This is a genomic window from Variovorax sp. GW531-E2, assembly GCF_059423125.1.
In genome coordinates, this window is the sequence record NZ_JBWKXQ010000031.1 from 58,827 (window position 1) to 78,497 (window position 19,671).

The 19,671-nt window shown below is 69.3% G+C and carries 23 protein-coding genes; 11 read left to right on the top strand and 12 right to left on the bottom strand.

Translation table 11 applies throughout. The features are described from left to right. Positions 1 to 5: 5 nt before the first annotated feature. Entirely contained in the window at positions 6 to 353 is a 348-nt protein-coding gene (locus tag AC07XP_RS18630) for a DOPA 4,5-dioxygenase family protein (protein WP_070059711.1), read from the top strand. Here AC07XP_RS18630 and AC07XP_RS18635 read toward each other — a convergent pair. From AC07XP_RS18635 to AC07XP_RS18645, 3 genes are all read right to left on the bottom strand, one after another. Continuing rightward, positions 350 to 982 (bottom strand): phosphoribosyltransferase, encoded by a 633-nt coding sequence (locus tag AC07XP_RS18635; protein WP_495265518.1) that lies wholly within the window; start codon positions 980 to 982, stop codon positions 350 to 352. The two genes, AC07XP_RS18630 and AC07XP_RS18635, sit on opposite strands and share 4 nt — an antisense overlap. A gap of 83 nt (positions 983 to 1,065) precedes the next feature. Beyond that, the gene (locus AC07XP_RS18640; protein ID WP_495265519.1) at positions 1,066 to 2,400 is read right to left on the bottom strand and encodes a Rieske 2Fe-2S domain-containing protein; all 1,335 of its coding nucleotides are present in this window, start codon (positions 2,398 to 2,400) and stop codon (positions 1,066 to 1,068) included. 31 nt (positions 2,401 to 2,431) lie between these two features. Continuing rightward, a complete protein-coding gene (locus tag AC07XP_RS18645) occupies positions 2,432 to 3,415 on the bottom strand; it encodes a tripartite tricarboxylate transporter substrate binding protein (RefSeq protein WP_492695041.1) in 984 nt (327 codons plus the stop codon). 115 nt (positions 3,416 to 3,530) lie between these two features. Between AC07XP_RS18645 and AC07XP_RS18650 the strand changes: the two genes are divergently transcribed. Continuing rightward, entirely contained in the window at positions 3,531 to 4,358 is an 828-nt protein-coding gene (locus AC07XP_RS18650) for a helix-turn-helix domain-containing protein (RefSeq protein ID WP_495265520.1), read from the top strand. A 7-nt stretch (positions 4,359 to 4,365) separates the two neighbouring features. On the opposite strand, the gene AC07XP_RS18655 is transcribed toward AC07XP_RS18650, so the two are convergent. Further along, positions 4,366 to 5,022: a glutathione S-transferase gene (locus AC07XP_RS18655; RefSeq protein ID WP_062476661.1), complete on the bottom strand. Its 657-nt coding sequence runs from the start codon at positions 5,020 to 5,022 to the stop codon at positions 4,366 to 4,368. A gap of 80 nt (positions 5,023 to 5,102) precedes the next feature. On the opposite strand from AC07XP_RS18655, the gene AC07XP_RS18660 reads away from it, so the two are divergent. Together AC07XP_RS18660 and AC07XP_RS18665 are read left to right on the top strand one after the other, a co-directional pair. After that, entirely contained in the window at positions 5,103 to 6,323 is a 1,221-nt protein-coding gene (locus tag AC07XP_RS18660) for a polyhydroxyalkanoate depolymerase (RefSeq protein ID WP_495265521.1), read from the top strand. 406 nt (positions 6,324 to 6,729) lie between these two features. Further along, positions 6,730 to 7,428 (top strand): N-acetyltransferase, encoded by a 699-nt coding sequence (locus AC07XP_RS18665; protein WP_495265522.1) that lies wholly within the window; start codon positions 6,730 to 6,732, stop codon positions 7,426 to 7,428. On the opposite strand, the gene AC07XP_RS18670 is transcribed toward AC07XP_RS18665, so the two are convergent. Further along, positions 7,425 to 8,327, bottom strand: coding sequence for a LysR family transcriptional regulator (locus AC07XP_RS18670; RefSeq protein ID WP_495265523.1), 903 nt, complete (start codon positions 8,325 to 8,327; stop codon positions 7,425 to 7,427). The genes AC07XP_RS18665 and AC07XP_RS18670 overlap by 4 nt on opposite strands. 85 nt (positions 8,328 to 8,412) lie before the next feature. Between AC07XP_RS18670 and AC07XP_RS18675 the strand changes: the two genes are divergently transcribed. Both AC07XP_RS18675 and AC07XP_RS18680 read left to right on the top strand, forming a co-directional pair. Then, complete coding sequence (locus AC07XP_RS18675; protein ID WP_495265524.1) at positions 8,413 to 9,525, top strand: adenosine deaminase family protein; 1,113 nt, start codon at positions 8,413 to 8,415, stop codon at positions 9,523 to 9,525. A 7-nt stretch (positions 9,526 to 9,532) separates the two neighbouring features. After that, positions 9,533 to 10,516, top strand: a complete 984-nt coding sequence (locus tag AC07XP_RS18680; protein WP_495265525.1) for a Bug family tripartite tricarboxylate transporter substrate binding protein — start codon at positions 9,533 to 9,535, stop codon at positions 10,514 to 10,516. A gap of 30 nt (positions 10,517 to 10,546) precedes the next feature. Here the strand turns inward: AC07XP_RS18680 and AC07XP_RS18685 are convergent, their stop codons facing one another. Beyond that, positions 10,547 to 11,005, bottom strand: coding sequence for a CBS domain-containing protein (locus AC07XP_RS18685; protein ID WP_062476634.1), 459 nt, complete (start codon positions 11,003 to 11,005; stop codon positions 10,547 to 10,549). Between the two features lie 148 nt (positions 11,006 to 11,153). Between AC07XP_RS18685 and AC07XP_RS18690 the strand changes: the two genes are divergently transcribed. Both AC07XP_RS18690 and AC07XP_RS18695 read left to right on the top strand, forming a co-directional pair. Continuing rightward, positions 11,154 to 12,464 (top strand): O-acetylhomoserine aminocarboxypropyltransferase, encoded by a 1,311-nt coding sequence (locus AC07XP_RS18690; RefSeq protein ID WP_369644093.1) that lies wholly within the window; start codon positions 11,154 to 11,156, stop codon positions 12,462 to 12,464. Between the two features lies 1 nt (position 12,465). Continuing rightward, entirely contained in the window at positions 12,466 to 13,272 is an 807-nt protein-coding gene (locus tag AC07XP_RS18695; protein WP_070059720.1) for an alpha/beta fold hydrolase, read from the top strand. An 18-nt stretch (positions 13,273 to 13,290) separates the two neighbouring features. On the opposite strand, the gene AC07XP_RS18700 is transcribed toward AC07XP_RS18695, so the two are convergent. Beyond that, positions 13,291 to 13,956 carry an NAD-dependent epimerase/dehydratase family protein gene (locus tag AC07XP_RS18700; protein ID WP_159275174.1) on the bottom strand — a complete coding sequence of 222 codons (666 nt, stop codon included), beginning with the start codon at positions 13,954 to 13,956 and terminating at the stop codon, positions 13,291 to 13,293. A 21-nt stretch (positions 13,957 to 13,977) separates the two neighbouring features. Next, positions 13,978 to 14,361, bottom strand: a complete 384-nt coding sequence (locus tag AC07XP_RS18705) for a thioredoxin family protein (protein ID WP_139705773.1) — start codon at positions 14,359 to 14,361, stop codon at positions 13,978 to 13,980. A 98-nt stretch (positions 14,362 to 14,459) separates the two neighbouring features. On the opposite strand from AC07XP_RS18705, the gene AC07XP_RS18710 reads away from it, so the two are divergent. After that, positions 14,460 to 14,810 carry an Mpo1-like protein gene (locus AC07XP_RS18710; RefSeq protein WP_062476696.1) on the top strand — a complete coding sequence of 117 codons (351 nt, stop codon included), beginning with the start codon at positions 14,460 to 14,462 and terminating at the stop codon, positions 14,808 to 14,810. Between the two features lie 22 nt (positions 14,811 to 14,832). On the opposite strand, the gene AC07XP_RS18715 is transcribed toward AC07XP_RS18710, so the two are convergent. Further along, positions 14,833 to 16,044 carry a YihY family inner membrane protein gene (locus tag AC07XP_RS18715; RefSeq protein WP_495265526.1) on the bottom strand — a complete coding sequence of 404 codons (1,212 nt, stop codon included), beginning with the start codon at positions 16,042 to 16,044 and terminating at the stop codon, positions 14,833 to 14,835. 66 nt (positions 16,045 to 16,110) lie between these two features. On the opposite strand from AC07XP_RS18715, the gene AC07XP_RS18720 reads away from it, so the two are divergent. Continuing rightward, positions 16,111 to 16,533, top strand: a complete 423-nt coding sequence (locus tag AC07XP_RS18720) for a DUF2069 domain-containing protein (RefSeq protein ID WP_139705770.1) — start codon at positions 16,111 to 16,113, stop codon at positions 16,531 to 16,533. Next, positions 16,530 to 17,957, top strand: coding sequence for an FAD-binding oxidoreductase (locus AC07XP_RS18725; protein ID WP_495265527.1), 1,428 nt, complete (start codon positions 16,530 to 16,532; stop codon positions 17,955 to 17,957). Before AC07XP_RS18720 ends, AC07XP_RS18725 begins: the two co-directional genes overlap by 4 nt. Here the strand turns inward: AC07XP_RS18725 and AC07XP_RS18730 are convergent. From AC07XP_RS18730 to nthA, 3 genes are read right to left on the bottom strand one after another with little or no spacing between them, the layout of a single operon-like run. Beyond that, positions 17,954 to 18,331 carry a nitrile hydratase accessory protein gene (locus AC07XP_RS18730; protein WP_495265528.1) on the bottom strand — a complete coding sequence of 126 codons (378 nt, stop codon included), beginning with the start codon at positions 18,329 to 18,331 and terminating at the stop codon, positions 17,954 to 17,956. The two genes, AC07XP_RS18725 and AC07XP_RS18730, sit on opposite strands and share 4 nt — an antisense overlap. Next, positions 18,328 to 18,993 (bottom strand): nitrile hydratase subunit beta, encoded by a 666-nt coding sequence (gene nthB, locus AC07XP_RS18735; RefSeq protein ID WP_070059727.1) that lies wholly within the window; start codon positions 18,991 to 18,993, stop codon positions 18,328 to 18,330. Before nthB ends, AC07XP_RS18730 begins: the two co-directional genes overlap by 4 nt. Beyond that, positions 18,990 to 19,628, bottom strand: coding sequence for a nitrile hydratase subunit alpha (gene nthA / locus AC07XP_RS18740; protein WP_495265529.1), 639 nt, complete (start codon positions 19,626 to 19,628; stop codon positions 18,990 to 18,992). The genes nthB and nthA overlap by 4 nt, the downstream gene beginning before the upstream one ends. Positions 19,629 to 19,671: the final 43 nt, after the last annotated feature.

The following is a 19,671-nucleotide window of genomic DNA, read 5'->3' on the forward strand; positions in this document are numbered from 1 at the left end:
CCACCATGCCGCGCCGCCCCGAAAACCTCTACGCCCAGTACCACGCCCACATCTACTTCGCCCCCGCCACGCTGGCGCAGGCGCGCGAACTCAGCGAGCGCGCCGGCCGCGAGCTGATGGTGGTGGTGGGCCGGGTGCACGAACGCCTGGTCGGCCCGCACCCGCACTGGAGCTGCCAGCTCGCCTTCGACGCCGCCGAGTTCGACGAAGTCATCGGCTGGCTCGACGCCAACCGCAACGGCCTGGACATCTTCGTGCATGGCGTGACCGGCGACGACTTCGCGGACCACACAGCCCATGCGATGTGGCTGGGCGAAGAGAGCGCGCTCGACCTGCGGATGTTCAGGCGCTAGGCCTGCGCCAGCAGCGCGCAGACCTCCTCATCCGTCGTCTGCGAGAAGTCTTCATACCAGGCGCCGACCGCCCGGAACACCGTGGGGCAGCGCACGCACAGCACGTCGTCGGCTTCGCGCTGCAAGGCCTCGCAGGCCTCGGGCGACGCCACGGGCACGGCGGCGATCACGCTGCCGGCGTTCTGCCGCCGCAGCCCGCGAATGGCCGCGCGCATGGTGGCACCGGTGGCGAGCCCGTCGTCGATCACGAGCACCGTGCGGCCTTGCACCTCGCACGCCGGGCGATCACCGCGATAGACCTGCGTGCGGCGCGCCAACTCGGCGAGTTCAGCACGGACCACGGCATCGATCTCCGAAGGACGCAGGTCCAGCGTGCGCACCAGGTGTTCGTCGATCTCGGGCACGCCGTCGCCTGCGAGCGCGCCGAAGGCGTACTCGGGTTGTTCGAGCAGGCCCAGCTTGCGGACCACCAGCACGTCGAGCGGCAGCCGCAGCGCGCGGGCCACCTCGAAGGCTACCGGCACGCCGCCGCGCGGCAGTGCCAGCACCACGGCATCCGGAAAACCGCCGCGCCGCTGCAGCAACGCAGCGAGCTGGCGGCCGGCGTGTGTGCGATCACGAAACTTCACGGCGTGTGCTCCCGAAATGGGATGTTCACACGCGGTTCGCGTCGAGGCGAGCCCCGGCGCAAAGACCCGGATCGCGGCGTGCGTTACGCAGCCTCTTGCGTTTCCACCTCGGCGTCCGATGTGCCGCCGTGGACCTTGAAGAACTGTGCCCCTTCGACCTTCTGGCCGATGGCCGCCTCATACGCCGCGCGCACGTCGTCAGGCTGCCCGGCCTGCCCGAAGAAGTCCTTCAGGTACGGGCCCAGCAGCGGATGCGCCGCCAGCTCCTCGCGCGACAGGCCGTGCAGCATCTCGTCGCGGCAGGCCGAGGGCAGGTACACGTCGCGGTTCCTTTCGGGGTCGCGGATCAGGCCCTTGGGCTCGTGCGCCGGGTCGGACTGCATCGACTCGAGTTCTTCGAAGAAGCGCCGGCGCATCATCACGATGCCCTTGTCGCTCTGGCCCAGCTTCTCGCGCGTGCGGTCGGTCACGGTGCCCTGCCCCACCCACACCACGAAGTCCTGGTTGGCGACGTGGCTGGTGATCCAGCGGCCCGTGGCCGGGTCCTTGATGGGGCCGTACCACGAGGGAATGCGTTCCTGCACATAGGGCTCCTGCTCGGTGGGCACGCGGCTGAGCACCCACAGCACGCTCAGCGTGTGGTGGTCGTCGATGGGCACGCGCCATTCGAAGTGGTGGCCGAGGAAAAAGCCGTTGGGCCACAGCGTGACGCGGCCGGTGGTCCACATCACGTTGTCTTCGCGCTCGCCGCCGCGCAGGCGCTTGTAGACGAAGCCGTGCTCGAACTCCTCGAAGGCGAGCTTGAGGTGCGTGGGCACGTAGGGGCCTTCGTCGCCCTGCAGGCGCGTGGTCCAGTTGTTGTGCGTCCACTCGAAATGCACGGGGTCGATGGAGTTCTCCTGGCACTGGAACCAGTTGCAGGGAATCTCGGCGAACACGGCCTGCGCGAAACCGTTCTTGCAGTTGAAGAGCTCCCAGTCGGGCAGCAGCGGCGCGGGCTGCGGGCCCATGTAGGCCCACAGCAGGCCGGCCTTTTCCTGCACGGGGTAGGCCTTGATCTTCGTGTTCTTGCGCATGCGCGCGTCGGGGTCCAGCGTTTCTTCAAACGGCTGGTGGATGCACTGGCCGCTGGTGTCGTACTGCCAGCCGTGGTAGCTGCAGCGCAGGCCGCACTTCTCGACGTAGCCGTACGACATGTCGGCGTTGCGGTGCGGGCAGCGGCGATCGACGAGGCCGTAGTTGCCGCTCAGGTCTTTGTAGAGCACGAGGTCCTCGCCGAGGATGCGCAGCGGCTTCACGGCCTTGTCGTCGAACTCGCTGGCGCCGGCGATCGGGTGCCAGTAGCGGCGCAGGTAGTCGCCCATGGGCTTGCCCGGACCCACTTCGGTCAGCAGGCGGTTCTTTTCTTCGCTCAACATGCATCGTCTCCTTGTCTGAGGGTGTGTAGGGTCAGTCGGCGCGGATGCCGAACTCGCGCACCAGCCGGCCGAAGCGCTGGTCGTCGTCGGCGATCTGGCGGGCCAGCACGGCCGGCTCGCCGCCCACGGGCTCGATGCCGAGCGCGGCCATGCGGGCCTGCACGTCGGGCATCTTCAGGATCTCGTTGACGTGGCGGTTGAGCGTCTGCACGACCTCGGCCGGCATCGCTTTCGGCCCGAGCAGGCCCATCCAGGCGCTCACGTCCATGTCGCGGTAGCCCAGCTCCAGGAAGGTGGGCACGTTGGGCATGAGCTTCGTGCGCTGGCGCTCGGCCACGGCCAGCGGCACCAGCTTGCCGGCGGCGATGTGGCCCGCCACCGCGCCGGGCGTGATCCAACCCACGCTCACGTGGCCGCCCAGCGTGTCGTTGACCACCGGCGCCACGCCGCGGTACGGCGCGTGCGCAATGGCCACGCCGGCGTCCTTGTTGAAGAGCTCGCCCGCGATGTGCATCGGCGAGCCCGCGCCCGGCGTGCCGTAGGTGAAGGCCTTGCCGGCCTTGGCTCCGGCCACCAGCTGCGCCACGGTCTGGATGCCGCTCGTGGGCGCCGTGACCATCAGCACCGGGATGTTGCCGGTCTTGACGATGGGGGTGAAGTCTTTCACCACGTCGTGCGCCACGCCGGGGCCGGCCTTGAGCACATGCTGCGCGATGGGGAAGGTGCTGGGCGTGAAGAGCAGCGTGTAGCCGTCGGCCGGCGCCTTCGCGACCCAGGCGTTGCCGATCATGCCGCTCGCGCCGGGGCGGTTGTCGACCAGCACCGGCTGGCCCAGGCGCTGCGCGAGCTTCTCGGCGTAGGTGCGCGCGATGGCGTCGGTGTCGCCGCCGGCCGGGTAGGCGACGACCAGGGTGATCGGCTTCGCGGGCCACGATTGCGCCAGCGCCGCTGTCGCGGCGCACAGCAAAAGAATGGCTCCTGCAGCGGCACGGACCATGTTTCGTTGGTGGAACATCTTGCGTTTTCCTTCTCGGTGAGACGACGTGGGGGTGTCGTCGGACTGTAGGAACGGTGCCGCGCGGCCAGAAGATATAGTTTCACTGAGTGAACCTTTTTTCTTCGGAGGCGGCATGTCGGACACCCGTGGTGCGCACAGCGTGAAGTCGATCGACGCCCTGCGCCGCGGGCTCGACGTGATGCTGGCCATCCAGCGTTCGTCGGCCGTCACGCTGCAGGAGCTGCACCGGCAGACCGGCCTGTCGAAGGCCACGCTGCTGCGCATCCTGAAGACGCTGCAGCAGGCCGGATGGGTGGAGCGCAACGAGCTGGAGAAGCGCTACGTGCCCACCTCGGCCACCGGCCAGTCGGGCGCTGCAGCGGCATGGCGCACGCGGCTCACGGCGTTGGCCGCATCGCCGCGCGCCACGCTGCAGCGGCTGGTGCCGTGGCCGATCGACCTCGGCGTGCGCGACGGCACGGCGATGCTGATCCTCGACACCGACCGGCCGCGCAACGGCCTCGCGGTGAACTACCGCGCGCTGGGCTTTCGCCCGCCGATGCTGCTGTCGTCGCTCGGGCGCTGCTACCTCGCGTTCTGCCCCGAAGACGAGCGGCGAGAAATCGTTGCCGCACTGGCGCGTTCACCGAACGACTTCGACCGCGGCGCGCGGCGCCCCGACAGCATCCGCCGCATGGTGGCGCATGCGCGCGACCAGGGCTACGCGGCGCGCGACCCCACGTCCACCAGCCTCGATTCGCCCGACCGCTTCGGCGCGGTGTCGGTGCCGGTGCGGCTGGGCGAGCAGGTGGTGGGCTGCCTCAGCTGCGCATGGCTGCCGGCGGTGAAGAGCGAGCGCGAGATCGTGGCGGCGCACCTGGGCGATCTGCAGCAGGCCGCGCAAAGCATCGAGCGCCGGCTGCGGCAGGACGGCCTCGGCCTGCCGCCCGCGAGCGCGTGAAGCCGCGTCAGAACTCCGCGTCGAGCTCGTCGATCTCGTCGGGCTCCTGCAGCGCGGCGGCCACCCATTCCTTCATGGCGGGCAGCTCCATCACGCGCTTGCAGTACGCGGCGCACACGCTGTCCAGCGCCACGTCGTAGCTCAGGAAGCGCGTGACCACGGGCGCGTACATCGCGTCGGCCATGCCGGGCTGCTTGCCGAACAGGAAGGGCCCGCCGTAGGCCTTCAGGCACTCGCGCCAGATGGCGACGATGCGGTCGATGTCGCCTTGCGCGCGCGACCACACCTTGAAGTTCTTGAAGCGGGCCTTGATGTTCATCGGCAGCGCGCCGCGCATCGAGGCGAAGCCCGAGTGCATCTCGCCGCAGATGGCGCGGCAGTGCGCACGCGCCGCGGCGTCGGCGGGCAGCAGGCCGGCCTTGGGCTTGATCTCGTTGAGGTACTCGCCGATGGCCAGCGTGTCCCACACCTTGATGCCGCCGTGCTGCAGCGAGGGCACCAGCATCGACGACGACAGCAGCAGCATCTCGGCCTTCATGGCCGGGTCGTCGGGCGGGATGACCTTCTCGCTGAAGTCCAGCCCCGCGAGCCTGCACATCAGCCAGCCGCGCAGCGCCCAGGCGCCGTAGTTCTTGCTGCTGATCGTGAGAACGGGTTTGGCCATCGCGACACTCCTTGGACGATGCGTGCTGTGTGCAAGCGCCGTGCCACACGGTTGGCCCGCAACTTGCCTGCAGCTGGGGCATGCTGTACCGCGCTTACCAGAACCAGGCCGACCTGCTCTCGCCATGGCGACTCACCGCGCAGTACCTGGGCCGCGCCCTCTGGCAGGACGGCACCGAACGCACCGCGCTGCGGCGCATGGCCGCGCGCTGCGAGGTCTTCTCGCGCATGCGGCTCACCCACACGCGGCCGGCCTACGGCATCGACAGCGTGGGGGTCGACGGCGCCGACGTGCCCGTGCACGAAGAGGCCGCGCTGGTCTCGCCTTTCGGGACGCTGTTGCACTTTCGCAAGGCACACACCGAAGCGGTGCACCCGCGCGTGCTGCTGGTCGCACCACTGTCGGGCCATTTCGCAACGCTGCTGCGCGAAACCGTGCGCACCCTGCTGCGCGACCACGACGTGTACCTGACCGACTGGCACAACGCGCGCGACGTGCCGCTGTGGCAGGGCCGCTTCGGGCTGGACGACTACACGCTGCAGCTGATGCGCTTCGTCGAGGCCGTGGGCCCGGGCGCGCACATGGTCGCCGTGTGCCAGCCCTGCGTGGCCGCGCTGGCCGCGACCGCGCTCATGGCGGAAGACGATCACCCGGCCACGCCGCGCAGCCTCACGCTCATGGCGGGACCGGTCGATTGCCGCATCAACCCGACCGCCGTGAACAAGCTCGCGACCGACCGGCCCATCGACTGGTTCCGCCGCAACCTCATCAGCCATGTGCCGTGGCCGCATGCGGGCGCGATGCGGCGCGTGTACCCCGGCTTCCTGCAGCTCACGGCCTTCATGAGCATGAACCCCGAGCGCCACAAGAAGCAGTTCGAGGACATGGAGCGCCTGCTGGTCGAGGGCGAGCTCGACAAGGCCCGCACCATCGCCGACTTCTACGACGAGTACCTGGCGGTGAACGACCTGCCGGCCGAGTTCTACCTGGAGACCGTCGAGCGCGTGTTCCAGACCTACGACCTGCCGCGCGGCGTGCTCACCGTGGCCGGGCGCACCGTGAACCCCGCAGCGATCCGGCGCACCGCGCTGCTCACGGTGGAAGGCGAGCGCGACGACATCTGCGCGGTCGGCCAGACCGTGGCCGCGCAAGACCTGTGCAGCGGCATCCGCCCGTACCTCAAGACGCACCACCTGCAGGCCGGCGTGGGGCACTACGGCGTGTTCAGCGGCAGCAAATGGAACACGCAGATCTACCCGCGCGTGCGCGAGACGATCCACGCGGCCGACGAACTGCACTGAGCGCAACCCGCGTTCAATCTGGCAGAGACCGCGGGGGCTTTGGTTGCCCGAGCACTCCCGGCTTCCTACAATCGACCCTATGAACGTCATGGTTTTCATCCCCGGTTTCGATCGCGCGGCGGCCTCTGCGGCCCCGGGCGACGCGCGCGTGCGCGCACCCGCGGCGATGACGGCGAGGTCGCAGCAGACCCTCGCACATCCCTGAGCCCGGCGGTCAGCCTCCTTTTTTCTTCAGCGCACATCGACCGTCGGGCACCCGCCCCGCGCGGTCGCGCGTCCTGGCTTTGATCCGCCCGGGCGACGCACCACTTCCCCCAGCGTCCGACCTTCTTCCCGCCTCCGGCCCCGTGCCGCGCGGAAGGACCTCGCCCGCTTCGCCGTCGTGTTTCGTCGTGAGGATTTCCCCGTGGTGGCTCTTGCCTGCTCCCCTTCCGTTCCTTTTTCGCCTTCGCCTGCCCTGCCGCCCTGGCCCGCCTGGCTGTCGTTCGACGCGCTGCGCCGCCGCTTCCAGAGCCCGGCCGAGCTGCGCATCGACGTCGATCCGAAGAAGGGCCGCCCGAGCGAACCGCTGACGCCCGTGTACGACCGCATGCGCGCCATGGGCGACCGGGTGCAGGACCTGCCCGCGCTGCGCCTGGACGACCCCGACCTGCGCGCGCGCTTTCGCGAGGCCGATGGCGAGACCTACGTGTACATCGAGGACGTACGCCACCAGCGGCTGGTCGGCTACACCGTGTTCAACCGCCTGATCGAACTCGACCGCCGCGCCGACCGCCACATCCGCGCGCCGCATTCGCAGTACGACCCCGCCTACCAGCGGCGCGGGCTGGCCACGGCCGTGTACCGCTGGGCGCTGGGCAGCGGCATGTGCCTGATGAGCGGCGCGCGCCAGTCGCCAGGCGCGCACGCGCTGTGGCTGCGCCTGGGGCGCGACTACACGACGGGCTTCGTCGACCTGCGCGAGAAGCGGCTGAGCTACCTCGGCGACGAGGTGGACGGCGACACGCTGTCGCAACTGCACACGCGCATGTTCATGCTCGGCGAAGGCTGGACGCTGGACCGTTTCAGCAGCGAAACGCGCATGGCGATGTTGGAAACCGCTTAAGCCTGCGGCAACCGCTCGCGCAAAAACCCGATGAGCTCCTGCGCCGCCACGTTGCGCATCGGCCCCGGCAGGTAGGCCAGCACCACGCGCCGCTCGATGCGCGGCGCCGACAGCGGCACCACGGCCAGCTCGGGGTCGCGCAGCGACGAGGTGTACAGCCGCGGCATCAGCCCCAGCGCCTGCCCGCTGCGCACCAGCGCGTAGAGCGTTTCGGAATAGCTCACGCGGTACGGCTGCGCGCCCTGCGCGAACTGCGCGCGCGCCGGGTCGCCCAGCGCCGGCATGCTGCCGCTTTCGAACAGCACGAGGCGTTCGCTGCCGATGGCCTCCCAGCGCGCCTCGCCGGCCGCCGCCAGCGCGTGGTCGCTGCGCACCACGAGCACCAGCGGATCGCGGAACAGGTCGATGCACGTCAGTCCACCCGGCGGTTCGGTGATCGCGGCCACGGCCATGTCGAGCTGGCCGCTGCGCAGCTCGGCCAGCAGCACCGTGGAGGGCGCGTCGCGCCAGGCCAGTTCCACCTCGGCGCGCTGCTGCAGGAAGCCGGCCGCCGCCGCCGCGACGCGCGCGCTGGCCGAGGGGATCACGCCCACGCGCACGTAGGCCCGGCCGCGCTGCACCGTGCTTTCGATGTCGCGCAGCGCCACCTCGAAGGTGTGGACCAGGAAATCGGTGCGCGCCAGCACCTCGGCCCCGACCGGCGTGAGTTCGAGCCGGTGGGTGGAGCGGGTCAGCAGCTCGGCGCCGAGCAGCTTTTCCATCTGCTTGATCGCGTTGCTCAGCGCGGGCTGCGTGATGGCGAGGCGGCGCGCCGCGCGGCCGAAGTGCCCTTCCTCGACCAGCACCGAGAAACACTGCAGCTGGCGCAGCGTGAGCGCACGCAGGGGCAAGGCGGCCATGGGCGTCCTGGTTATCGATTCAATGAATCAAATTATAGAAATTCAAAATTTTCCTTATGAGCACGCACTGCCTAGACTGCGCCGCATGACCCTTGCCGCGCCTGCGCCCGCCGCCGCTCCTTTCACGCTCGAAGCGATGCTGCGCGCGATTCCCAAGGTGGAGCTGCACTGCCACCTCTTCGGCACCGTGCGCCACGACACCTTCCGCCAGCTCAACCAGCGCGCCGGCGCGCCGCTGGCCGACGCGGAAATCGACGGCTTCTACACGCGCGGCGAAAAGCCCGTGGGCGTGCTGCGCGTGCTGCGCGCGCTCGACGCCCAGCTGGTGCGCAGCGCCGACGACCTGTACCAGCTCACGCTCGAATACCTGCAGGACGCGGCCTCGCACCAGGTGCGCTATGCCGAGTTCTTCTGGAACCCGACCGGCACGGTGCATGGCTCGGGCATCGCCTACCCGCTGGCGCAGGGCGCCATCGTCCGCGCGATCCACGACGCGCAGCAGGCGTTCGGCATCACCGGGCGGCTCATTGCCGCCATCGACCGCGAGGCCAGCGCCGAGGCTGCCGTGGAGATGGTCGAGTGGGTCAAGACCCACCGCTGCGACGAGGTGATCGGCATCGGCATCGACTACCGCGAGAACGACCGGCCGCCCGAGCTTTTCGCCCGCGCCTACGCCGATGCGAAGAAGGCCGGCCTGAAAACCACCGCGCACGCCGGCGAGTTCGGCATGCCCTGGACCAACGTGCGCACCGCGCTCGAGCTGCTGCAGGTCGACCGCATCGACCACGGCTACACGGTGGTCGACCAGCCCGACTTCGCGCGCCAGTGCGCCGACCGCGGCGTGATCTTCACTGTCGTGCCGACCAACTCGTACTACCTGCGCACGTTGCCGCCCGAGCGCTGGGCGCTGGACCACCCGATCCGCCGCATGCCCGGCCTGGGCTTGCGCATCCACCCGAACACCGACGACCCGACGCTGCACCAGGTCACGCCCACGGGCGCCTGGCTGATGATGGTGCGCGACTTCGGCTTCGGCCTGGACGACCTGCGCGGCTTCATGCACAACGGCCTGGACGGCGCCTGGATCGACGACACACAGCGCCGCCAGTGGCGCGCCGAATGGAGCGTCGACTTCGACGCGCTGCGCGCCCGCCTCGCCTCTGAACCCACGCCTTCCGCCACTCCCTTCCCCGGATGAACCCGCCATGACCACGAACCGCCGCCTGATCCTCGCTGCCGCAGCGCTTTGCACCGCCCTGCCCACGGGCGCCTTCGCCCAGCCCGCCTGGCCTGCTGCCAAGCCCCTCACGCTGATCGTGCCCTACACGGCCGGCGGCAGCGTGGACGTCAACGCCCGCCTCGTGGCGCAGCGCCTGGGCGAGCGGCTCAAGCAGTCGGTGGTGATCGAGAACGTGAGCGGCGCGGGCGGCGCCATCGGCGTGGCCAAGGCCGTGAGCGCCGCACCCGACGGCTACACGCTGGTGGTCGGCCCCGACAGCGCCATCGCCATCGGCCGGCTGGTCAACCCCTCGGCCTTCCGCTTCGATCCGCTGAAAGACCTGGCACCCGTCGGCCTGCTCAATACCGCGCCGATGGTGCTGGTGGCGCGCCCCGGCCTGGACGTGCGCAGCTACGCCGACTTCGTGAAGCTCGCCAAGGCCCAGCCGGGCCACTACAACTACGCCACCTCGGGCGTGGGCACCGTGCTGCAGCTGGCGATGGAACTGCTCAAGGAACGCAGCGGCATCTTCGTGACCCACGTGCCCTACCGCGGCGGTGCGCAGATCGCCACCGACGTGATCGGCGACCAGGTCGACCTCGCGATGCTGGTGAGCACCAGCGCCATCCCGCACGTGAACGGCAAGCGACTGAAGGCCCTGGGCATCACCGGCAGCCAGCGCCTGCCGGCGCTCGCGCAGGTGCCCACCTTCAACGAGATGCCCGGTCTCAAGGGCTACGACATGGTGAGCTGGACCGGCATCTTCGCGCCCGCGAAGACGCCGCCGGCCGTGGTGGCGCGGCTCAACCAGGAACTGAATGCGGTGCTGCAGGAGGAAGGCGTGCGCGCCAAGCTGGCGGAGCAAGGCGCTTTGCCGGGCAGCGGAACGCCGGAGGCGTTCGGGAAGTTCGTGCAGTCGGAGTACGCACGCAACAAGAAGATCGTCGAAACCGCCAACATCAAAGAGTAGGCGGTCCGTCCGACCATCGGCCGGCCGGGCTCAGCCGGCCTTTTCGTTGCTCTCGTCTTCCGGCCAGTCGCGGATGTAGGCCTTGAGCATCTTGTTCTCGAAGTTCTGCGCGTCGACCACGGCCTTGGCCACGTCGTAGAAGCTGATCACGCCCATGAGCATGCGCTTGTCCATCACGGGCATGTAGCGCGCGTGACGCTCCAGCATGATGCGACGGATTTCGTCGAGGTCGGTTTCGAGCGTGCAGGTGACGGGCGCGTCGTCCATGGCCTTGCGCACCAGCGTGGTCCCGACCTGGCCGCCGTTGTTGACGACCGCCACGATCACTTCACGGAAGGTGAGCATGCCGACCAGGTCGCCGTGCTCCATGACCACCAGCGAACCGATGTCCTTGTCCGCCATGGTCTTGGCGGCTTCCGCCAGCGGGTCGTCCGGCGTGGTGGTGAAGAGCGTGTTGCCCTTGACGCGAAGAATGTCGCTGACTTTCATGGTGGTGCTCCTCTCGGGGATTCGTCGTTCTCGGCGTCGTGCCGATTTGAATATAGCCCACAATCGACGCCGACCCGAACGCCCCTGTCGCCTGTGCAAGCATTGCCGGCGTCACGGGGCATTGCGAAGAGACAACAGAAAGGCCTTCATGCCCGGTTATTCCGACCCCGGTTTCGACACCCTCGCGCTGCACGCCGGCGCCGCCCCCGACCCCACCACCGGCGCGCGGGCCGTTCCCATCCATCTGACGACCTCCTTCGTCTTCGAATCCAGCGACCACGCCGCCGCGCTGTTCAACCTGGAACGCGCGGGCCACGTCTACTCGCGCATCAGCAACCCGACCAACGCGGTGCTGGAGCAGCGCGTGTCGGCGCTCGAAGGCGGCATCGGCGCCATCGCCACGGCCAGCGGCCAGGCGGCGCTGCACCTGTCGGTGGCCACGCTGATGGGCGCGGGCTCGCACATCGTCGCGAGCACGGCGCTGTACGGCGGCTCGCAGAACCTGCTGCACTACACGATGCGCCGCTTCGGCATCGAGACCACCTTCGTGAAGCCCGGCGACCTCGATGGCTGGCGCGCCGCGGTGCGCCCCGAGACCAAGCTCTTCTTCGGCGAGACCGTGGGCAACCCGGGCCTCGATGTGCTCGACATTCCCGCCGTGAGCGACATCGCCCACGAAGCCGGCGTGCCGCTGCTGGTCGACTCCACGCTCACCTCGCCCTACCTCATCAAGCCCTTCGACTGGGGCGCCGACCTGGTCTACCACTCGGCCACCAAGTTCCTGTCGGGCCACGGCACCGTGATCGGCGGCGTGGTGGTCGACGGCGGCAGCTTCGACTGGGAGAAGTCGGGCAAGTTCGCCGAGCTCACGCAGGCCTACGACGGCTTCCACAACATGGTGTTCAGCGAGGAAAGCACCGTCGGCGCCTTCCTGCTGCGCGCGCGCCGCGAAGGCCTGCGCGACTTCGGCGCCTCGATGAGCCCGCACACGGCCTGGCTGATCCTGCAGGGCATCGAGACGCTGCCGCTGCGCATGGAGCGCCACATCGACAACACGCAGAAGGTGGTCGAGTTCCTGGCCAGCCATCCGTTCGTGTCGCGCGTGGGACATCCGTTGATCGAGTCGCACCCGAGCCATGCCCTCGCGCAGAAGCTGCTGCGCCACGGCGCGCGCGGCGCCGGCGCGGTGTTCAGCTTCGACATCAAGGGCAGCCGCGCGCAGGGCAAGGCCTTCATCGAGGCGCTCAAGCTGTTCAGCCACCTGGCCAACGTGGGCGATTGCCGCAGCCTGGTGATCCACCCGGCCAGCACCACGCACTTCCGCATGACCGACGAGGCACTGGCGGGCGCGGGCATTTCGCAAGGCACGATCCGTCTGTCGATCGGGCTCGAAGATCCGGCCGACCTGATCGACGACCTCAAGCGCGCGCTGAAGGCCGCGGAAAAGGCGGGTGCCTGAGATGAACTACACCGTCAACGGCCACGACACCTACTGCTACACCGCCGGCAAGCCCTTCGATGCGGCCAAGCCCACGGTGGTGTTCATCCATGGCGTGCTCAACGACCACAGCGTGTGGATCCTGCAAAGCCGCTGGTTCGCCAACCACGGCTGGAACGTGCTGGCGGTCGACCTGCCGGGCCACTGCAAGAGCGCCGGCGCGCCGCCGGCCAGCGTGGAAGAGGCGGCGCAGTTCGTCATCGCGCTGCTCGACGCGGCGGGCGTGCAGAAGGCCGCGCTGGTCGGCCACAGCTTCGGCTCGCTGATCGCGCTCGAAACCGCGGCGCGCGCGCCCGAGCGCATCACGCAGCTCGCGATGGTCGGCACGGCCTACCCGATGGTGGTGTCGCCCGCGCTGCTCGAAAGCTCGGTGAGCGATCCGCAGCGCGCCATCGCGATGGTCAACACCTTCTCGCACTCGCTGCTGGCACCGCCGCCTTCGTCGCTCGGCCCGGGCACGTGGCTGTACGGCAGCTCGCGCGCGCTGATGCGCCGCGTGCTCGCGAGCAACCGCGAGGCCAACGTGTTCCACATCGGCTTCAAGGCCTGCAACGACTATGCGAACGGCGAGGCGGCGATGGAGAAGGTGCAGTGCCCCGTGCTGTTCCTCCTGGGCGACGCCGACCAGATGACGCCGCCGCGCGCCACCAAGGCGCTGGTGGGCAAGGCGCGCAACGCCAAGGTGGTGACGGTGCATGCCGGCCACGCGCTGATGAGCGAGGCGCCGGACGAGGTGCTGTTCGCGCTGCGCGACTTCGTCGCGGGCTGAAAGAACGCGGGCAGTGTTTCAGCTGCCCAGCGCGTTGATGTCCGCCGGATCGAGCAGCACCTTGCGTGCGCCCCGGCGCGCCACCGCGAGCATCGCGCGGCCCACCTTCTCGGTGGTGGTCACGCGGTCGGGCCACCAGCGGTGGGCCAGCCCGAGCACGGGCTTGAGCACCACGATCGCAGCGTCGTACAGCGGCGTCTTCGAGCGCACGCCGTGCAGCGGCTGGATCATGCCGGGCCGGAACATGTAGGACGCGCGAAACGGCAGGCGCATCAGCGCGTTCTCGGTCGCGCCCTTCACGCGCGCCCACATGCGTTCGCCGCGCTCGCTGCTGTCGGTGCCCGCGCCCGTCACGTAGGTGAAGGTCATGCCCGGGTTGAGCCGCGCCAGCACGGTGGCGGCTGCGATCGTCAGGTCGTAGGTGATGCGCTTGTACTCGGGCTCCTTCATGCCGACCGAGGACACGCCCAGGCAGAAGAAGCAGGCATCGAAGCCCGTCAGCTGCGACTCGATGGCGCGGTAGTCGTACATGTCGGTGTGCACCAGGTCCTGCAGCTTGGGATGCTGCTGCCCGGTGGCGCTGCGTCCCACGGCCACCACGCGTTCCACGTCGGGCGCCAGCAGGCACTCGCGCAGCACGCCCTGCCCCACCATGCCGGTGGCGCCAAAGATCAGGATGTTCATGGGAGGGAAGCTCCGAAGAGGTCAGACCGCGAAGGCCGCGGGCTTTTTCTCGAGCACGGCCAGCAGCAGGTCGACGTCGAGGCTGGAAGGCTGCGGCGGTTGCAGCGCGCCGAGCAGGCGCGACAGCGTTTCGATGTGCGGCAGCAGCGGACCGAGAAAGCGCGTGCCGTCGGCGCCCGCCACCAGCAGGGTCGGGAAGGTCTCGACGTCGAAGGCATCGGCGATCTCGGCGTGGTCCTCGATGTCGACCCAGGCGAAGCGGAACTGCGGATGCGCCTTTGCCAGCTCGACCAGCAGCGGCCGGTAGTCGCGGCAGGTGCCGCACCATTCGGCGCACAGGCAGACGACCCACAGCGCGTTGGCATCGGCGGAAGAATCGACGGGGACGACGGGAACAGCGCTCAAGGTGGATACGGCGAAGGTGGGATGGCGAACCCGGGTGGTGCGGCCGCGGGGTCGTGGCTATTATCAACAAAGCCCCTGCGGGGCGCAGGAGACCCACGATGAACACCTCCACCCCTGCCGCGCCGGACACGCCGGCCACGGTCGATCCGCGCCGCTTCACGAGCTTTGCCGAGTTCTATCCCTTCTATCTGACCGAGCACGCCAACGTCACCTGCCGGCGGCTGCATTTCGCGGGCTCGACGATTTCGCTGCTGTGCCTCGTGGCCCTGGTGGTCACGCTCAATCCGTGGTGGCTGCTGGCCGGGCTGGTGGCGGGCTACGGCTTCGCCTGGGTCGGGCACTTCGGCTTCGAGAAGAACAAGCCCGCCTCGTTCAAGCGCCCGCTGTACTCCTTCATGGGCGACTGGACGATGTACCGGGACATCTGGGCCGGCCGCGTCAAGATCTGACGGCCCCAACGCCAGGACGCTCCTAGATCAATAGCACGTCACCCAGCCGCAGCGTGCGCAGCGGGCCCTTCTGCCACAGGTCTTCCAGCGGTTCGGCGCGCGGCATCAGCAGCTCGCGCAGCAGCGGCTCGATGGGCGTCGACGGGTCGGCCAGCAGCACGTAGCGCGGGTCCTGGTTGGCGGGCTCCTCGGCCAGCGGCGCGATCCAGTCGAGCCGCACCAGCGTGTCGATCACCGGCACCAGCTGCAGCCCGTCGACCCGCATGCGCGTCAGCAGTTCGCTCGCGCCCATGCCCTTGGCCGGCGTGGCCTGCGCGCGCGCCAGGTGCTGCAGCACCTCCATCGCAAGCTGCATCGGCCAGCCCGCCGCGCCGCCCCGGCGCGCCACGCCCGTCAGCAGGCTCGGCAGGTAGGCCGCGATGACGGCGCCCAGCAGCACGATCACCCAGGCCACGTAGATCCACACCAGCAGGATCGGGAAGGTGGCGAAGGCGCCGTACAGCACCGAATAGGTCGGCACCAGGCTCAGGTAGTAGCCCAGCACGCGCTTGGCGATCTCGATGGCCGCAGCCACGAAGAGGCCGCCGGCCCAGGCGTGCGACCAGCGCACGGTGGTGTTCGGCACGTAGTGGTACAGCCCGGCCATGCCAGCCGCGAGCAGCAGGAATTCCAGGGTGTCGAAGGCCAGCTTGACGATGCCTCCGCCCACCACGTCGCGCGACGCGGCGAACACGTACGAGGTGGTCGACAGGCTCACCGCAAGAATCAGCGGCCCGAGCGTGATGGTGGCCCAGTAGATCAGCACCCGCTGCGCGAGCGGCCGCGGCGTTCGCACGCGCCAGATGTTGTTGAGTGTCTTGTCGATGGTGAGGATCAGCGCGATGGCGGTGATCAGCAGCACCACCAGGCCCGCGATGCCCAGCCCGCTGGCCTTGCTCGCGAACTGGTTCAGGTAGCCCAGCACCTGGCGCGCGATGTTGTCGGGAATCAGGCTCTCGATCAGCCAGCGCTGCAGGCGGCCCTGCATGGTGGCGAACATCGGGAACACGGTGAACAGCGCAAGCGCCACCGTGAAGAACGGCACCATGGCGATGGTCGTGGTGAAGGTCAGGCTGCTGGCCGTGAGTCCGAGGCGGTCTTCGCGGAAACGCTCCCCCAATACCGCTGCGGTGTTGCGCCAAGGAAAGCGCGAAAGATCCCTCCAAAGCTGCCGACGATTCATGCCCGGTATCATGCCATCCGCTCTTTCCAGAGGCGCCCGGCCCCCCGGTGCGCCCCCTCTTCTTCTTTCGCCGCCACCGTGTCCGACACCCCACTCCCGCCCTCTTCCGTCCGCGCCACCCGATGGGCCGCCGTGGGCAGCCTCGTCGGCCTGATCGTGCTGGGCCTGGCCTGGGAACTGTGGCTGGCGCCGCTGCGCCCGGGCGGCTCGCTGCTGGCGCTGAAGGTGCTGCCGCTGGTCATTCCGCTCGCGGGGCTCTACAAGAACCGCATGTACACCTACCGCTGGGTCAGCCTGATGATCTGGCTCTACTTCACCGAAGGCGTGGTGCGCGCCTGGAGCGACACCAACGGCGTGGGGCAGGTCCTCGCGCTCGTCGAGGTGCTGCTGTGCCTCGTGCTCTTCGCGGCCTGCGCGTGGCATGTGCGCCTTCGCCTGCGCCACGCCAAGGCCGCTGCCGCCGCTGCTGCTGCCCGTCCCCTGGAGGCTTCCGCCCAATGACCACCTCTTCTTCCCTCCTCGACCAACTGCGCGCCATCGTCGGCGCCACGCACGTGCTGACCGACGGCGACCTCGCCGCCTACGAGCAGGACTGGCGCAAGCGCGCGCGCGGCAAGTCGCTCGCCGTGGTGCGCCCGGCCAATGCGCAGCAGGTGGCCGACGTGGTCAAGGCCTGCGCCGCGGCCGGCACGGCCGTCATTCCGCAGGGCGGCAATACCGGCCTGGCGGTCGGCTCCATTCCCGACGACAGCGGCACGCAGGTGGTGCTGAGCCTGCAGCGCCTGAACGCCATCCGCAACATCGACGCCGCCAACCTCACGATGACCGTCGAGGCCGGCTGCATCCTGCAGACGCTGCAAGAAACCGCCGAGAAGGCTGGCTACCTGTTCCCGCTGAGCCTGGCGGCCGAAGGCAGCTGCACCATCGGCGGCAACCTCGCCACCAACGCGGGCGGCACGCAGGTCGTGCGCTACGGCAACACGCGCGACCTGTGCCTGGGCCTGGAAGTGGTCACGCCGCAGGGCGAGATCTGGGAAGGCACGAGCGGCCTGCGCAAGGACAACACGGGCTACGACCTGCGCGACCTGATCGTGGGCAGCGAAGGCACGCTGGGCGTCATCACCGCCGCGACCATGAAGCTGTACCCGCTGCCCGCCGCGCAGCTCACGGCCTGGGCGGCCGTGCCTTCGCTCGACCACGCGGTCACGCTGCTGGGCCTGGCGCACAAGCACCTGGGCTCGGGCCTCACGGGCTTCGAGGTGATGGGCAAGTTCGCGCTGAGCCTGGTCGACAAGCACATGCCCCAGCTGCGCGTGCCCTTCATCGCCGACGAGGCCGTGCCCTATTGCGTGCTGCTCGAGAACTCCGACAGCGAATCCGAAGACCACGCCCGCGCGCGCTTCGAAGCGCTGCTCGAAACCGCGTTCGAAGACGGCTGCGTGACCGATGCGGTGGTGGCCGAGAACCTCACGCAGGCGCACCAGCTCTGGCACATCCGCGAGAGCATTCCGCTCGCGCAGGCCGAAGAGGGGCTGAACATCAAGCACGACATCTCGATCCCGGTGTCGCGCATTCCCGCCTTCGTGGAAGCCACCGACGCCCTGCTGAAACGCGAGATCGCCGGCGTGCGGCTCGTGAACTTCGGCCACCTGGGTGACGGCAACCTGCACTACAACGTGCAGGCGCCCGAGAACATCGACACCAAGGCCTTCCTGAAGAACGAGGAAGAGCGCATCAACACGCTGGTCTACGACGCGGTCGAGCAGTTCGGCGGCTCGTTCTCGGCCGAGCATGGCGTGGGCTCGCTCAAGGTCGACAAGCTCGAGAAGCACAAGTCGCCGGTGGCGCTGGAGATGATGCGGGCGATCAAGCGCGGGCTCGATCCGAAGAACATCCTGAACCCGGGGCGCGTGATCCGCGTCTAGCCAGAAAAATCCTCGCCGCGCAGCTCGATCGGCTGCCCGTGCGGCGTGCGCTCCGCCGCGTGGTCCCAGGCGTGGCGGTAGCGGGCCAGCTCGTCGCCGGAACTCGCGCCCTTGCGGGCCACGAGGCCTTCGAGCGCGGCGAGCCAGTGACGGTAGTAGGTGTCGCCCGTGTCCGGGTCGCCCGCGGCCTGCGCGGCGCCGATCTGCGTGGCCAATGCCTCGGCCCATTCGACCCAGCTGAACAGCCCGCGCTCGTGCAGCGCGAGCGTCATCGCGAAGGCCTGCGCCTCCCACGGCTCCCTGAACACCGGCCCGTCGGCGTCGCGCGGCATGCCCGGGGCGAGTGCGAGCGGCGGCATGTCGTTCGCCTTCATGCCGCGGGCTCCAGGTAGCTTTCCCACGCATCGACCGACACGGCCAGGTTCTGCCGCGGCGCGTCGTCGCCCCACAGCTCGGCCTCGTCGAAGACCACGGTGTAGAGCCACTGCGGCTGCTCGCCCAGGCCCTGCGCATTCGCATCGGCGAACACGTGCGCGCCGTGGATGTGCTCGATCGTGCCGCGCTTGCCCTGCACATAGGCCGGCAGGCGCGTGTGGTGGTCGACGCGCCCGAGGTGCATGCGCACGGCCTGGCCAACCGCAAAGCGCGCAGGCGCCGATGCGGGGCGCTCGGTGCCGGAGCCCTTGGCGAGCACGGCGGGCACGTTCGCGGCCTGCAGCACACGGGCGACCGGCGCGGCCGGATGGTGCATCTGCCCGGACGCGATCTCGTCCGCGAAGACCTGGCCGCGCTGCAGCATCAGCTGCTCCAGCGCGCCGAGCCAGATCTGGTAGTAGCTCAGGTCGCGGTAATCGGGCAGCGTCTCGCGCGCGGCGCGGCTGGTGTCGATGTTCCAGGAGCCGGTCGCGCCCATGGCCAGCGTGAGCGCCAGCGCGCGCGGCTCCCAGGCGCCATGAAACAGCTCGCCTTCAGGCTCGGGCGTGACGGGGCCGAAGCCGGGTTGTCCGCCGAGGTCGGCATGCGTCGTGTAGGTCATGCGGCGCTCCTTGCCGACGGCGCCTCGACCACGCGCGTGCCGATCATCGAGTCGCGCGAGACCAGCGCGGCGAGTTCGTCTTCGCTCCAGCCCTCGGTGCCGGCCGGGCGCTGCGGGATCACGAGGTAGCGCACTTCGGCGGTCGAGTCCCAGACGCGGATGCGCGTGGTCTCGGGCAAGGTGGTGCCGAAATCGGCCAGCACGCCGCGCGGGTCTTTCACGGCGCGCGAGCGGTAGGGCGCGCTCTTGTACCAGGTGGGCGGCAGGCCGAGCACGGGCCACGGGTAGCAGCTGCACAGGGTGCAGACGACCATGTGGTGCTGCTCGTCGGTGTTGGCCACGGCCACCATGTGTTCGCCCTGGCGGCCGGTGTAGCCCAGCGAGGCGATGGCCGCCGTGGCGTCGGCCATCAACCAGTCATGGAATGTCTGGTCGACCCAGGCCCGCGCCACCACCCGTGCGCCGTTGCGCGGGCCGATGCGGGTCTGGTAGGTGTCGATCAGCGCATCGAGCGCGGCGGGGTCGATGTAGCCTTTTTGCGTGAGCACGCTTTCGAGGGCGCGCACGCGCAGGTCCATCTCGCCGAGTTCGCTGTGGTCGTGGGAATGGTCGTGGGAGTGGTCATGGCCGGTCATCGGCCGATGCTAGCGCCGCCCCGTAAAATTCCCAACATGACCC

Bases quoted from the DNA above. Each gene is read 5' to 3' on its own strand.
- AC07XP_RS18630 (WP_070059711.1), top strand. From the start codon at position 6: ATGCCGCGCCGCCCCGAAAACCTCTACGCCCAGTACCACGCCCACATC.
- AC07XP_RS18640 (WP_495265519.1), bottom strand. From the start codon at position 2,400: ATGTTGAGCGAAGAAAAGAACCGCCTGCTGACCGAAGTGGGTCCGGGC.
- AC07XP_RS18645 (WP_492695041.1), bottom strand. From the start codon at position 3,415: ATGTTCCACCAACGAAACATGGTCCGTGCCGCTGCAGGAGCCATTCTT.
- AC07XP_RS18650 (WP_495265520.1), top strand. From the start codon at position 3,531: ATGTCGGACACCCGTGGTGCGCACAGCGTGAAGTCGATCGACGCCCTG.
- AC07XP_RS18655 (WP_062476661.1), bottom strand. From the start codon at position 5,022: ATGGCCAAACCCGTTCTCACGATCAGCAGCAAGAACTACGGCGCCTGG.
- AC07XP_RS18660 (WP_495265521.1), top strand. From the start codon at position 5,103: ATGCTGTACCGCGCTTACCAGAACCAGGCCGACCTGCTCTCGCCATGG.
- AC07XP_RS18670 (WP_495265523.1), bottom strand. From the start codon at position 8,327: ATGGCCGCCTTGCCCCTGCGTGCGCTCACGCTGCGCCAGCTGCAGTGT.
- AC07XP_RS18675 (WP_495265524.1), top strand. From the start codon at position 8,413: ATGACCCTTGCCGCGCCTGCGCCCGCCGCCGCTCCTTTCACGCTCGAA.
- AC07XP_RS18680 (WP_495265525.1), top strand. From the start codon at position 9,533: ATGACCACGAACCGCCGCCTGATCCTCGCTGCCGCAGCGCTTTGCACC.
- AC07XP_RS18685 (WP_062476634.1), bottom strand. From the start codon at position 11,005: ATGAAAGTCAGCGACATTCTTCGCGTCAAGGGCAACACGCTCTTCACC.
- AC07XP_RS18690 (WP_369644093.1), top strand. From the start codon at position 11,154: ATGCCCGGTTATTCCGACCCCGGTTTCGACACCCTCGCGCTGCACGCC.
- AC07XP_RS18695 (WP_070059720.1), top strand. From the start codon at position 12,466: ATGAACTACACCGTCAACGGCCACGACACCTACTGCTACACCGCCGGC.
- AC07XP_RS18700 (WP_159275174.1), bottom strand. From the start codon at position 13,956: ATGAACATCCTGATCTTTGGCGCCACCGGCATGGTGGGGCAGGGCGTG.
- AC07XP_RS18710 (WP_062476696.1), top strand. From the start codon at position 14,460: ATGAACACCTCCACCCCTGCCGCGCCGGACACGCCGGCCACGGTCGAT.
- AC07XP_RS18715 (WP_495265526.1), bottom strand. From the start codon at position 16,044: ATGATACCGGGCATGAATCGTCGGCAGCTTTGGAGGGATCTTTCGCGC.
- AC07XP_RS18725 (WP_495265527.1), top strand. From the start codon at position 16,530: ATGACCACCTCTTCTTCCCTCCTCGACCAACTGCGCGCCATCGTCGGC.
- AC07XP_RS18730 (WP_495265528.1), bottom strand. From the start codon at position 18,331: ATGAAGGCGAACGACATGCCGCCGCTCGCACTCGCCCCGGGCATGCCG.
- nthB (WP_070059727.1), bottom strand. From the start codon at position 18,993: ATGACCTACACGACGCATGCCGACCTCGGCGGACAACCCGGCTTCGGC.
- nthA (WP_495265529.1), bottom strand. From the start codon at position 19,628: ATGACCGGCCATGACCACTCCCACGACCATTCCCACGACCACAGCGAA.